Genomic DNA, 13,493 nt, shown 5'->3' on the forward strand with positions numbered 1-13,493 from the left:
GGACATGGGCTTTCGGTACAATCAAGCAGTAAGGTTTTAGTGGAGACAGGAGGCAGACCCATGCAAATAGTTCCGGAAACGCTTCGCGGAGGGTCGGCTTTGGCAGAAGACTACATACAGGGTACAGGACGCGCAAGCGATTTGTATGAATATGATATTCTGCACGCCGATGCTTATGCCCAACGGGCGAAGTGGCTGGATAAGACGGAGCATCTGCGAATAAACCGTAAGGATGTCGTAGCATGTCTTCGTATATACAATGAGCAACACAACTCGCATGAGGCGGTTCATGCTTCATTGGACCGTTTGGAAAGTCCAGATGCTTTAGTAGTCGTTGGCGGACAGCAAAGTGGACTATTCACAGGTCCGATGCTGGTCATTTACAAAGCTGCTACGATTATTAAAGCAGCTAGAGAAGCTGAGGAACGGCTTGGACGTCCGGTTATTCCGATTTTCTGGATTGCTGGTGAAGATCATGACTGGGACGAGGTCAATCATACATACGTAATGGCAAAAGACCCGCAAGCAGTTAAAATCAAGCTGAATAAGCAGCCTGAACACCGTTCTTCAGTTAGTGCCATTAAAGTTGATACGGTTGAGTGGATGCAAGCGATGGCGGATATAGAGCAAAGCTTGCCAGATTCAGAACATAAGACCGATATTATGCGCATGATTGAGCAAGGTTTGACAGAGTCATATGGACTAAGTGAGGCCTTTGCCAGGCTGATGGGTCGTTTGTTTGGTGCCTATGGATTGGTGCTCATGGATTCTGCAGATCCTTTACTGCGCAAGCTGGAGACATCCGTTTTTAGACGGTTGGTTCAGCACAATGATGAGTTGGAGACAGCGTATAAGACAACCGCTACGCGGATCGTGGACTATGGTTATCATTTACAAGCGGATGTGCATGAAGGTGGTGCGAACCTTTTTTACATTCATGAAGAGGAACGCCTGCTACTTTTCAAAAAAGCTGGTTTATTCACAGATCGACGCGGTTTGGTGGCATTTACAGCGGATGAACTGCTTGAAGAAATAGATAGACACCCCGAACTTTTTAGTAACAATGTACTAACCCGTCCGCTCATGCAGGATTCACTGTTCCCGGTACTGGGATCTGTGCTGGGTCTAGGAGAAATTGCCTACTGGGCAATTACACGAGATGCTTTCGGAGTGCTCGGGATGCAGATGCCGATACTGCTGCCCCGTATGTCTTTTACATTACTGGAGCCGGGCGTGGAAAAGCATATGCTTAAGTACGAACTAACTTTTGGTCAAGTTAGAGACGGGCTTGAGGAACGGAAAAAGCAATGGATTACCACTCAAGATCAGCTTGGAATGCAGGATCAGTTTTCCGAGGCTAAGGATGCTTTTATCCGTATGTATAAACCGCTTATACAGCAGACAGGAATGATAGAGAAAGGTTTGCTACAGCTCGGAGAAACCAACTGCGAGAAAATTCTGGGGCAGATTGACTATCTGGAGGCAAAGGTGCAGGAAGCGCTGCTTCGGCAAAATGGAACAGCACTTCGCCATTGGGATCATATCGAATGGTCGCTTTTCCCATTTGGACAGCCGCAGGAGCGCGCGTATACCATCTATCATTTTCTGAACCGTTACGGTCTCGACCTGATGGATATGATTATGAACGTACCTTTGGATTTGTCGGGGACGCATCGTGTGATTTATGTATAATGATCATAAACGAATTTAACTAATATTTAGGAGGAAATAACGTATGACTTCCCATTCTCTGCAAAATAGCATTATTCACGATCTTAAATTGGCCCCTGAAGGTCATTTGAAAATTGATTGGGTAGAAGCCCATATGCCGGTATTGAACCGCATACGTCAACAATTCGAGCAAGAACAGCCTTTTGCCGGTCTGAAGGTAACGATTTGTTTACATCTGGAGGCCAAAACGGCTTATCTGGCTAAAGTGGTACAAGCAGGTGGGGCACAGGTCACCATTACGGGTAGTAACCCTTTGTCGACACAAGATGATGTTTGCGCCGCATTAGTTGAAGATGGCGTTACGGTATTGGCTAAATACAACCCAGATCCAGAGGAATTCAAGAATTTGCAAATCAAGGCACTGGAAACTAAGCCAGATCTCATTATAGATGACGGTGGCGACCTGGTTACTCTGTTGCAATCTGAACGGCCTGATCTGATTTCAACGATTCGTGGAGGAGCAGAGGAGACCACTACAGGGATTATTCGTTTGAAGGCTTTGGAAAAAGAAGGGCAGCTTCACTTTCCGATGGTGGCTGTAAATGATGCTTACTGTAAATATTTGTTCGACAACCGCTATGGTACGGGTCAGTCAGCTTTCGATGGTATTATTCGTACGACTAATCTGGTTGTGGCAGGAAGTACAGTGGTTGTGGTGGGTTATGGATGGTGTGGCAAAGGGGTTGCAATGCGTGCAAAAGGGCTGGGAGCCAACGTTGTTGTAACTGAAGTTGATCCAATCAAGGCTGTAGAAGCCCATATGGATGGTTTTCATGTATTGCCAATGGTGGAAGCTGCCAAACTGGGTGACTTCTTCATTACAGTAACTGGAAATAAAGCTGTAATTACAGGGGAGCACTTTGATGTTATGAAGGATGGAGCTGTGCTGTGTAACGCAGGGCATTTTGATGTGGAGGTTAGTAAGCCTGAGCTTGCCAAACGCTCCGAATCCATTCGCACGGTGCGTCGCAATATCGAGGAATACCGCTTTAAAGATGGACGTAAAATGTATTTGCTCGCAGAAGGGCGCCTTGTGAATCTGGCTGCCGCTGACGGTCATCCTGCAGAAATTATGGATACCACATTTGCGCTTCAGGCACTCGGCTTGAAATATGTGAATGATCGTTACAACGAGCTGGGCAAAGCCGTGATTAATGTACCTTATGAAATTGATGAGCAAGTGGCTCGATTCAAGCTTGATAGTCTGGGAATCAAGATTGACACATTAACAGAAGACCAAAAGGTCTATCTGGACAGCTGGAACGCGTAATCTATTTTTGGTCACGGTGTCTACTGCAGAAGCGGTACATTTTTAATGCAAGTGCTTGTATAGGTTGACACAATGGATAGAGAATAAGCCCTTTATTCCGTGTTGTTTCGAAACCTGATGCATATTGTCGGGGGTTCGACTTCATGGGATAAGGGGCTTTTTGGCATCTTATGACGCAGGGCTACAATAACAGACATCGTGCCATGTATCTAGAAATTATCACTTTTTCGTCATGAAAAAGAGGTCTTTGATTTTTTAAAGCGAATCTATTATGCTTAGGTGGTGGAAAGTGGGCCAAAGTGGGAGAATGGGGTAAGGGGTGACGAAACCAATGTTTATGGGGGAGTTCCAACATAGCATTGATGATAAGGGACGGCTTACTGTCCCGGCCAAGTTTCGTGAACTTCTTGGTGCCTCGTTCGTGGTTACCCGCGGGCTGGATCAATGCCTCTTCGTGTATCCCATGGGTGAGTGGGCTGTTATGGAGAAAAAACTTAAAGCACTGCCTTTGATGAAGGCTGATGCGCGGGCGTTTACTCGGTTTTTTTTCTCGGGGGCGACTGAATGCGAATTGGACAAACAGGGCAGGGTAAATTTACCGGGGAATTTGTGCGAATACGCCAAGCTTACAAAAGAGTGCGTCGTATTGGGAGTGTCCACCCGGGTAGAGATTTGGAGCAAGCACACTTGGGAGCAATATTTCAACCAATCAGAAGAAGCATTTAACGACATTGCTGAGAAATTGGTTGATTTCAACTTTGAATTGTATTTTAGGAGGTCAGCCGTTTGTTTCACCACATTACCGTACTCAAGGAAGAAGCAACACAGGCACTAAACATCAGGCAGGACGGGATTTATGTGGACTGCACGTTGGGAGGGGCAGGACACAGTTCCGTCATTGCATCACAGCTTGGCCCTGAGGGGAGGCTTATTGCCTTTGATCAGGACGACTGGGCATTGAACAATGCACGAGAGAAGCTGTCAGCCTATGAAGGAAAGATTTCATTAGTGAAATCCAACTTCCGCCACTTGCAGGACAAGCTGGCCGAACTGGGATTGCCCGAAAAAGACGGCGTCCCGCAGGTCCAGGGTATTTTGTTCGACCTGGGTGTATCCTCGCCCCAGTTCGATGAGGGGGAGCGGGGATTCAGTTACAATCATGATGCACCGCTTGATATGCGGATGGATCAGAGCAGTTCGCTTACGGCATACGAAATTGTTAATGAATGGCCGGAAGCGGAGATTGCACGGATCCTGTTTCAATATGGAGAAGAGAAGTTCTCCAGGCGGATCGCGAAGATCATGGTTGAACGTAGAATGAACAAGCCTATTCACACAACGGGGGAACTTGTCGATATTATCAAAGAAGGAATTCCGGCTGCGGCACGCAGAACCGGGGGACATCCGGCTAAACGCAGTTTTCAGGCTTTGCGGATTGCTGTGAATGATGAGCTGGGTGCACTGGAAGATACTTTGCATCAGGCAGTAAGATGTCTGGCTCCAGGGGGCAGAATTTCGGTTATTACGTTTCATTCCTTGGAGGATCGGATATGCAAGCATATTTTCAAGGAGTATTTGGCGAAAAGCATCTATCCGTCTGATTTGCCGATTCTGGATGACAAAATGGTAGGCGATCTAAAGCTGGTGAATCGTAAGCCGATTGTGGCATCAGAACAGGAATTGGAGCTTAATCCACGATCCCGGTCAGCCAAGCTGAGAGTTGCCGAAAAATTGTAAATTTAATGGAGAAGGAGAGGCGACATGGCTTATACACGCGGTAATTTGGCTGTAAAAGAAAGAGCCCGTCAGGAACAGGTTCAGCAACAACGGTATCGTGAGACCACCAAAGTCGTTACACGCCGCAGAGAGCTGCCGATTCGAGAAAAGCTGCTGTATCTATTGACACTTGTAGCATGCATTGTCATTGCGGGGACGTTGATTGGCAGATATGCTCACATTTATCAAATTAATTATGCGATTAATACAGCCAGCAAGGACATTTCCAAATTACAGACCAATATCGCCCAATTGAAGATTCAGAAGGAACGTCTGGAGAATCAGATTGTGCCGACTGCGAAGGAACAGGGATATATCGAACCAACAAGAGAGCCCATTCGTGTGGAAAAGCAGGCTGCCAAATAGTTAAGAGCATAGCATCAAGCTATGCTCTGACGTATATTTTTTTGCAGAGAGGTTTGAGCTATGGTCAAAAGAATAAAGCTTCGCACACTGCTGATAGGGGGATGTATTACCCTCTTTTTTCTTGTTCTGCTACTTAAGGTATTTTGGATTCAAGTCGTGAGCGGGGAATATTGGCATAATCAGGTAGTTACACAGATAGAAAGAGACCAGGTGATTCAGCCCAAGCGTGGAACCATAATGGACCGTAAAGGAAATGTACTAGCTACGGATGCACCGGCTTACACGGTGGTTGTCAACCCTAGCATCATTCAGGAGTATGATCTGGAGAATGAGGTTGTAGCCAAGCTGCATCAGCTACTTAAAACGCCCGAGGATGAGCTGAGAAGACATCTATCTGCAAAGGATAAAGAGGGTAACTATTTAAAAAACCGTGAGATTCGTAATGGAGGCTGGAAGGTAGACCCTGAGGTGAAAACACAGGTCGATACGTTCAAAGAGTATTTGAAGGATAAGTATGAGGTAGTTGGAGCTGTGGACACTGTTCAGGAATCCAAACGCTATTATCCGGAAAATAAGCTGGCTTCTCATATCCTTGGCTATCAACGAAAAGATGGTACTGCAGGTATGGGGTTGGAAGCTTATTACAATAAAGAGCTCTCTGGCACGGCTGGAAAGCTTCTGTATCAGCGGGATCGAAAGGGAGTTCCTCTTCAGGGATCGGAAAGTGTCTACGAGCCGGCACAAAATGGTAAAAATTTAAAGCTGACGGTTGACGATACGATTCAGTATTATATAGAGGATGCCATGCAAGAAGCTATTGCAAAATATAATCCCAAAACGATGACTGTGGTAGCGGCCGATCCTAAAACAATGGATGTTCTCGGGATGGCGACTTATCCGAATTTTAATCCCAATACATATGGGAGTACGCCTTTGGAAAATTTCCGTAATAATGCTACTCAGTCTATCTACGAACCGGGCTCCACGTTTAAGATAGTAACCTTGGCTGCTGCGGTCCAAGAAAAGGTATTTAATCCGAATGAGACCTATCAATCTGGTATGATTCGCGTCGGAGGCTGGGATATTCGTGACGTAAGCCGTAACTGGGGAACGTTAACCTATCTTCAAGGGGTCAAGCGTTCGAGTAACGTAGGTTTCGTCCATTTGGGACTTAATAAGTTGGGTGGCGAGAGGCTGAAGAAATATATCAATAACTTTGGATTCGGTATGAAAACAGGCATCGATCTTCCAAGTGAGTCTACCGGAGCTATTACATTCCATACCCAGTACAAATCCGAAGTCGCGACGGCTGCATATGGACACGGACGTGTTCAGGTAACGCCAATTCAGCAGGTGGCAGCGATCTCGGCAATTGCTAACGGTGGGAAGTTGATGCAGCCTCATCTGGTGAAGGAAATTATAAACCCAGATACAGGCGAAGTGCAGACGATTCAACCGAAGGAAGTCCGCCAAGTGATTACTCAGGAATCTGCAGCTCAGACAAGCAGCTATCTGGAGCAGGTCGTGTCTGACCAAGAAATTGGTACGGGACGTCTTGCTTATATCGACGGGTACCGTGTTGCTGGTAAAACAGGGACGGCGACGAAAGTCGTCGGAAAAGTTTACGATCATTCGAAGGATGTAGTGTCTTTTATTGGTTTTGCACCAGTAAATGATCCGAAAATAGCTGTCTTGGTTGTTATGGATGAACCTAACAAATCGGTAGGCGGCGGTACAGCAGCAGCACCTGTGTTTAAAAAAATCGTGTCCCAATCGCTGCAATATATGGGGGTTCCCAAAACAGGAACCAAAACGAATAAATCAGGTGAATCTGCAGTAAAAACGGTGAATTTGCCAACGATACCACAATTAACAGGCCAAGTGAAGAAGGATGCGCAAAATGCATTGCTCAAACAGGGGATTGCTTACGAAACGGTAGGTAAAGGCTCCAAAATTGTTCGTCAGTATCCTGAAGCAGGCGTCAAAATGAAACCGGGACAGCGCATTTATTTGCTGACTGAGGATAGTGCTAACATGACGATTCCCGATTTTACAGGTGTCTCGTTGCGTGACACACTTCAAGTTCTGACGCTTATGAAGGTTGGTGTTCAGGTAAGCGGTGAAGGGTATGTTGTCTCTCAAAAGGCACAAATGGTAAATGGCAAGCGGGTCGTCAGTGTTACGCTTCAGCCGGCCAAAGAAACAGTGACCGGAGTGAAGCCGGAGGAAACACAGGATTCGACCACTGGAGTTGCAGCTAACGAGACAGGCAATGCAACGAAAACGGAGGCCGATACTAAAACCAAAACCGATACTACTGCGGGTACTGAAACAAATGCGGGAACTCCTAAGGGAGGGATATCTGCTGTAGCAGATGAGAAAAGTGCTGCCGCGATTAAAGGCGAAGATAACTGATAGCTTGTTCTAATGTCCGTTCTTTTGAATATTCATGAGGTAAGACATGTCATGAGTATTTGAGGAACGGAGGGGGCGCGTTTGAAAAAGTCTAACGTGACCATGCGGCGTAGGCTGGTATGGGGGCTACTGGGATTGTTCGTACTGTTTGCGGCCTTGTCGATCCGGCTCGCCTATGTTCAATTGGGTAAAGGAGGCGAGCTCTCAGCCAAGGCTGAGGATTCGTGGCGCCGCAATATTCCTTTTGCCGCCAAGCGTGGCGAAATTTTGGATCGGCAGGGTACTGCGCTGACCTATAATGTCAGTTCACCGACTGTCATGGCGATACCAGTACAGATTAAGGAGCCGGAAGAAACGGCACGCAGGCTGGCGCCCTTGCTAGATATGAGTGAGGATAAAGTGCTCAAGCTGATTACCAAACGAACAGCAAGCCAAAAACTTCAGCCCGGCGGACGAAAAATTACGATGGAGAAAGCCCAGAAAATTCGTGATTTGAAGCTGCCGGGTATCGTTGTTGCTGAAGACAACAAACGTTATTATCCTTATGGTGATCTAGCGGCTCATATTCTTGGATTTACCGGAATTGATAATCAAGGGCTGACAGGTGTAGAGAAGCAGCAAAACAGCAAGCTTCGAGGAATCGATGGAAGCATCGCGTATTTATCAGACGCAGGTGGCCGCCTGATGCCTGGTTCTTCTGAAAAGTACATTGAACCGAAGGATGGACTGAATTTACAATTAACCATTGATAAATCGGTGCAATCCATTATGGAACGGGAGCTTGACCAAGCCATGGTCAAATTTCAGGCGAAGTCCGCGCTGTCTATTGCGATGAACCCCAAGACGGGTGAAATATTAGGCATGGCTGGACGACCAAGCTATGAGCCAGCGCTTTACAAGCAATATGCGCCTGAAATTTATAATCGAAATCTGCCAATTTGGATGACATATGAACCTGGTTCTACTTTTAAAATTATTACACTGGCCGCTGCCTTGGAAGAAAAGAAGGTTAATCTTAAAAATGACCGTTTCTTTGATCCGGGATATATTGAAGTCGGTGGAGCACGCCTGCGTTGTTGGAAAAAAGGTGGGCATGGCAGCCAGACCTTTCTTCAAGTGGTAGAAAATTCATGCAATCCGGGTTTTGTAACGTTGGGACAACGTCTGGGCAAAGAAACACTGTTCAAGTACATTCGCAATTTCGGCTTCGGCAGCAAAACAGGAATTGACATGATCGGTGAGGGCAATGGCATTTTGTTCAAGCTACCTCAGGTCGGACCTGTAGAGCTGGCTACTACGGCCTTTGGTCAAGGGGTATCTGTCACTCCGATTCAGCAGGTTACGGCTGTGTCGGCAGCAATCAATGGTGGCAATCTTTATAAGCCTCACATCACAAAAGGCTGGATTCAGCCCGAAACCGGAAAGGTTCTAGAAAAAGTGGAGCCGGAACTGGTGCGTAGAGTTGTTTCAGAGGATACCTCTCGACAGGTAAGGGAAGCGCTGGAAAGTGTTGTAGCTAAAGGTACAGGTCGTCCTGCCTTTATTGAGGGTTACCGGGTTGGAGGTAAAACGGGTACAGCACAAAAGGTGATTAACGGACGTTATTCTTCCTCGGAGCATATTGTATCCTTTATTGGTTTTGCTCCGGCGGATGATCCGCAAATCGTCGTCTATACTGCTGTCGATAACCCGAAAGGGATTCAATTCGGCGGTGTGGTTGCTGCGCCAATCGTGCAAAATATTTTAAAGGATGCACTGATTGCCTTGAAAATACCACCTCGTACCAATCAAATTGCCAAAGAGTACAAGTATGGGGAAAAACCGATCGAAACGGTACCTGATCTGGTAGGTGCCACTGCAGCTGATTTATACGAAGATATGAATATGAACTTTATGCTCGTGAAATCTGGGTCAGGCAAGACGGTCATAAGTCAGGCACCGAAGCCAGGCTCTCGATTGGAACGAGGATCAACGATCCGTATATATATGGGGGATTGATAGGTTCTTTTTATACCATACTAGAATAACGAGAGAGCAATGGAGGAATGTAAGATGCAGCTTCAACAATTGGCTTCACTGCTGGCCGTCTCCCGAGTGGTGGGTGACGGTACAGTGGATTGCCGAGGAATCGGGGCGGATTCACGTCGTGTACAACCGGGAGACTTATTTCTGTGCTTACCCGGTTTTACAGTAGATGGACATGACTATGCTGGGCAGGCCGTTGCGTCCGGAGCGGCGGCTTTGGTCGTAGAGAGAGAACTGGATGTGCCTGTTCCGCAGCTTGTTGTTAAGGATGCGCGACATGCCATGGCGGTTTTGGCGGATTATATGTTTGATTCACCAAGCCGCCGTATGCGCATGATCGGCATAACCGGAACGAACGGGAAAACAACGATAACGTACCTGATTGAAAAAATTATGCAGGACGCCGGGGTGAACACCGGGCTGATTGGTACCATTCAAATGCGTTACAACGGCCAGTCTTATCCGATGTCCGGCACTACGCCTGAAGCAGTAGAACTGCAACGTTATCTCGGGAATATGGCAGAGCAAGGGGTTCAATGCTGTGTCATGGAGGTATCCTCACATGCTTTGGAGCAGGGCCGTGTCAAAGGAACAGATTTTCGTACCGCTATATTTACAAACCTGACGCAGGACCATCTAGACTATCACAACACGATGGAGGAGTACCGCGCTGCCAAGGGACTTTTGTTCTCCAGACTGGGAAATGCCTTCTCGCGTGATACATCCTATAGTAAATATGCTGTTCTGAATGCAGACGATCCAGCCTCTTCCTATTTGCAGGCTCAAACTGCGGCTCAAGTGATTACCTACGGCGTGGAAAAGGATTCGGATGTACAAGCGTCTCGTATCACTATAAGTGCCAAGGGAACCTCCTTCCATGTATCCACTTTTAAAGGAGAAACTGACATTGAGCTTCGAATGGTAGGCAAGTTTAATGTGTACAACGCACTAGCAGCCATTTCAGCTGCTTTGCTGGAAGGTATCTCACTGGTAGATATCAAGCGGAGCCTGGAATCTATCGCAGGCGTGGATGGGCGCGTAGAGCCTGTTGATGCGGGTCAACCCTTTGCTGTAATTGTTGATTATGCCCATACGCCAGACGGATTGGAAAATGTCCTTCGCACCGTAAAGGAATTTGCGACTGGTAAAGTATGGTGTGTGTTTGGTTGCGGCGGAGATCGAGATCGTACAAAACGTCCGTTGATGGGAAAAATTGCTGCACGATACAGCGATCATTCGTTTATTACTTCCGACAATCCGCGAACAGAAGACCCCATAGTGATTTTGAAAGACATCGAACAAGGGTTGATTGATGAAGGTGTACCTGCCGAACGTTATGAACTGATCGTGGATCGCAGAACTGCAATTCATAAAGCTGTTGAAATGGCAAGCCCTGACGATGTAGTATTGATTGCGGGAAAAGGTCATGAGACTTACCAGTTGATTGGAAAAACGGTGCATGAATTCGATGATCGCATCGTAGCCAAAGAAGCGATAAGGGGTTTATCCAAGTGATGAAAAGAACAATCGGTCAGATTGCATCCATGTGTGGAGGAACACTTCACGCAGAGGCGGACGCCGAACGGATGGTTGAGGGCGTTTTTACAGACTCACGCAGGCCGCAGAGTCTGGGACTGTTCGTTCCACTCGTGGGTGAACGATTTGATGGACATCATTATGTTCAGCAGATCGTAAGCGAGAGAGGGGCAACAGCATATTTATGGCAAAAGGATCATGGAGCACCTCCGACTGTCAATGCTATTGAGGTCGAGGATACATTAGAAGCCCTTCAGCATCTAGCAGCTGTATACTTGCGCGAAACTGGCGTTTCTGTCGTTGGAATCACGGGAAGCAACGGCAAGACGACGACAAAAGATATTGTAAATGCTCTATTAGGCACGACTTTTAAAGTACACAAAACCGAAGGAAATTATAACAATCATATCGGGTTGCCTTTAACAGTACTGTCCATGCCGCAGAATACAGATATCCTGATTCTGGAGATGGGCATGAGTGGACGCGGGGAAATCCGTCTGCTGGCTAATATTGCCCAACCAGATGTAGCTGTCATAACTAACATTGGCGAATCGCATTTACTTCAGCTTGGTTCTCGCACTGAAATTGCTCGTGCAAAGCTGGAAATCGCAAGTGGGATTAAACCCGGTGGATTGCTTATCTATAATGGGGATGAACCACTACTTCCACAAGTGTTGGCGGAGCCTGAAACGGTCAAGCCTGAAGGATTAAAATTATTCACGTTCGGGTTAGCTGCGGACAATGATGATTATCCAACTGAAATCACTTCGGATGGAGAAGGTAGCTTATTCATAACAGCCCAATCCGGCCAAGAGGCTTTCCGGCTTCCCTTGCTCGGACAGCACAATGTTGTAAACGGATTGGCAGCGCTGGCGGTAGCACGTCATTTCAATGTGGATGCAGACCATATACGTAAAGGGTTGTCGTCTTTAAAGCTGACGGGCATGCGCATTGAGGTCGTGAAGTGTTCGGATGGACTTACGGTGCTAAATGACGCTTACAATGCCAGTCCTGCTTCAATGAAGGCTGCAATTCAGACGTTGTCTGCATATAAAACGGGTGGACGTAAAATTGCCGTGCTTGGTGACATGCTGGAGCTGGGCGTTGAGGAAAAGCAATTTCATGAAGAAATTGGGCGTTTTGCTGCAAAGCATAACATAGAGGCACTGTTTACCTATGGTGCATTAGGCGCTTCGATTGCGCAGGGTGCGCAAGGGACAATGCCAACTGCTAACGTACATGCTTATACAGATAAGCAAAAGCTGATCCAGCATTTGCGATCTTATCTCCATGCCGATGATATTGTGCTGGTTAAGGCATCCAGAGGGATGCGATTAGAAGAAATTGTGGATGCGCTGAAAAACGGTCCGCTACAGAACTGATGTTGACGAGAGGGAGACTCCCATGGATATTCAATTATTACTGCTGACGATCGTCGTATCGTTTATACTGGCGGTCATTGCCGCTCCACTGCTCATTCCGCTGCTGCGGCGAATGAAATTCGGCCAGCAGGTCCGGGATGACGGGCCACAAAGCCATCTTAAAAAGATAGGTACGCCTACAATGGGCGGTATCGTAATCTTGCTGGCTTTTACGCTGACCTTTCTAAAGTTTTCAGCTATTAAAAATACGGACTTTTACGTTCTGCTGGTTGCTACGCTCGGTTTTGGGCTGATCGGCTTTTTGGACGACTATATTAAAATCGTATTCAAACGCTCGCTCGGTCTGACTGCGCGTCAAAAGCTGTTCGGGCAGTTATTGTTTGGCGCGATTATGTGCTGGCTTCTGATTAGCAATGATCACAGCACGGCAATTGGCATCCCGGGCACCTCATGGTCATTTGATTGGGGCGGTTGGTTCTATTATCCGTTCATTATTATCATGATGCTGGCGATCAGCAACGCTGTCAATTTTACAGATGGGCTGGACGGGCTGCTGTCTGGTACAAGTGCGATTGCATTTGCTGCTTATGCCATTGTGGCGATTCAAGCAACCTCGCTTCCAGCTGCAGTTTGCGCAGCGGCCATGATTGGCGCTGTACTTGGTTTTCTCGTATATAATGCTCATCCTGCCAAGGTATTTATGGGTGACACAGGCTCGCTGGGAATCGGCGGAGCCATTGGTGCCATTGCCATCGTTACAAAAAGCGAAATTTTGTTCCTCATCATCGGTGGTGTATTCGTGATTGAAATGCTGTCCGTGGTCTTGCAGGTAGCTTCCTTTAAAACCCGTGGCAAGCGTATTTTCAAAATGAGCCCGATTCATCATCATTTCGAGCTGTCCGGCTGGTCCGAATGGCGCGTAGTTATTACATTCTGGGCTGTAGGACTGCTGTTGGCAGGACTTGGACTTTATCTCAACAAGGGGTTGTAGA

Annotated in this window: 9 protein-coding genes and 1 pseudogene; all 10 read left to right on the forward strand. The window is 47.0% G+C overall.

Going from position 1 to position 13,493, the window contains the following annotated elements; genetic code table 11:
- The first annotated feature begins 60 nt into the window (after positions 1-60).
- The 10 genes and pseudogenes from bshC to mraY all read left to right on the forward strand — a co-directional run bounded on the left by bshC (position 61) and on the right by mraY (position 13,492).
- Positions 61-1,692 (forward strand): bacillithiol biosynthesis cysteine-adding enzyme BshC, encoded by a 1,632-nt coding sequence (bshC, locus tag BN1546_RS20665; RefSeq protein ID WP_090738740.1) that lies wholly within the window; start codon positions 61-63, stop codon positions 1,690-1,692.
- Positions 1,693-1,735: 43 nt separating this feature from the next.
- Positions 1,736-3,001 (forward strand): adenosylhomocysteinase, encoded by a 1,266-nt coding sequence (locus tag BN1546_RS20670; protein ID WP_016821550.1) that lies wholly within the window; start codon positions 1,736-1,738, stop codon positions 2,999-3,001.
- Between the two features lie 331 nt (positions 3,002-3,332).
- Positions 3,333-3,767, forward strand: a pseudogene (gene mraZ, locus BN1546_RS20675) (division/cell wall cluster transcriptional repressor MraZ); the annotation flags it as partial.
- Between the two features lie 20 nt (positions 3,768-3,787).
- Positions 3,788-4,738, forward strand: a complete 951-nt coding sequence (rsmH, locus tag BN1546_RS20680; RefSeq protein WP_013372098.1) for a 16S rRNA (cytosine(1402)-N(4))-methyltransferase RsmH — start codon at positions 3,788-3,790, stop codon at positions 4,736-4,738.
- Positions 4,739-4,762: 24 nt separating this feature from the next.
- Positions 4,763-5,143 (forward strand): type VI secretion system membrane subunit TssM, encoded by a 381-nt coding sequence (locus BN1546_RS20685; RefSeq protein WP_013372097.1) that lies wholly within the window; start codon positions 4,763-4,765, stop codon positions 5,141-5,143.
- 60 nt (positions 5,144-5,203) lie between these two features.
- Positions 5,204-7,558 carry a penicillin-binding transpeptidase domain-containing protein gene (locus BN1546_RS20690; protein ID WP_090738741.1) on the forward strand — a complete coding sequence of 785 codons (2,355 nt, stop codon included), beginning with the start codon at positions 5,204-5,206 and terminating at the stop codon, positions 7,556-7,558.
- An 81-nt stretch (positions 7,559-7,639) separates the two neighbouring features.
- Positions 7,640-9,556, forward strand: coding sequence for a stage V sporulation protein D (locus tag BN1546_RS20695; RefSeq protein ID WP_058711727.1), 1,917 nt, complete (start codon positions 7,640-7,642; stop codon positions 9,554-9,556).
- Between the two features lie 54 nt (positions 9,557-9,610).
- Positions 9,611-11,098, forward strand: coding sequence for a UDP-N-acetylmuramoyl-L-alanyl-D-glutamate--2,6-diaminopimelate ligase (locus tag BN1546_RS20700; protein WP_090738742.1), 1,488 nt, complete (start codon positions 9,611-9,613; stop codon positions 11,096-11,098).
- Positions 11,098-12,501 carry a UDP-N-acetylmuramoyl-tripeptide--D-alanyl-D-alanine ligase gene (gene murF, locus BN1546_RS20705; protein WP_090738743.1) on the forward strand — a complete coding sequence of 468 codons (1,404 nt, stop codon included), beginning with the start codon at positions 11,098-11,100 and terminating at the stop codon, positions 12,499-12,501. The genes BN1546_RS20700 and murF overlap by 1 nt, the downstream gene beginning before the upstream one ends.
- Positions 12,502-12,523: 22 nt before the next feature.
- On the forward strand, positions 12,524-13,492 hold the full coding sequence (gene mraY / locus BN1546_RS20710; RefSeq protein ID WP_013372092.1) for a phospho-N-acetylmuramoyl-pentapeptide-transferase: 969 nt from the start codon (positions 12,524-12,526) through the stop codon (positions 13,490-13,492).
- The last annotated feature ends 1 nt before the right edge of the window (position 13,493 follow it).

This window comes from Paenibacillus sp. Mc5Re-14, assembly GCF_001049835.1.
GTDB lineage: Bacteria > Bacillota > Bacilli > Paenibacillales > Paenibacillaceae > Paenibacillus > Paenibacillus polymyxa_C.

Excerpts from the sequence above, each read along its gene's own strand:
- bshC (WP_090738740.1), top strand. The coding sequence starts at position 61 with ATGCAAATAGTTCCGGAAACGCTTCGCGGAGGGTCGGCTTTGGCAGAA.
- BN1546_RS20670 (WP_016821550.1), top strand. The coding sequence starts at position 1,736 with ATGACTTCCCATTCTCTGCAAAATAGCATTATTCACGATCTTAAATTG.
- BN1546_RS20685 (WP_013372097.1), top strand. The coding sequence starts at position 4,763 with ATGGCTTATACACGCGGTAATTTGGCTGTAAAAGAAAGAGCCCGTCAG.
- BN1546_RS20690 (WP_090738741.1), top strand. The coding sequence starts at position 5,204 with ATGGTCAAAAGAATAAAGCTTCGCACACTGCTGATAGGGGGATGTATT.
- BN1546_RS20700 (WP_090738742.1), top strand. The coding sequence starts at position 9,611 with ATGCAGCTTCAACAATTGGCTTCACTGCTGGCCGTCTCCCGAGTGGTG.
- murF (WP_090738743.1), top strand. The coding sequence starts at position 11,098 with ATGAAAAGAACAATCGGTCAGATTGCATCCATGTGTGGAGGAACACTT.
- mraY (WP_013372092.1), top strand. The coding sequence starts at position 12,524 with ATGGATATTCAATTATTACTGCTGACGATCGTCGTATCGTTTATACTG.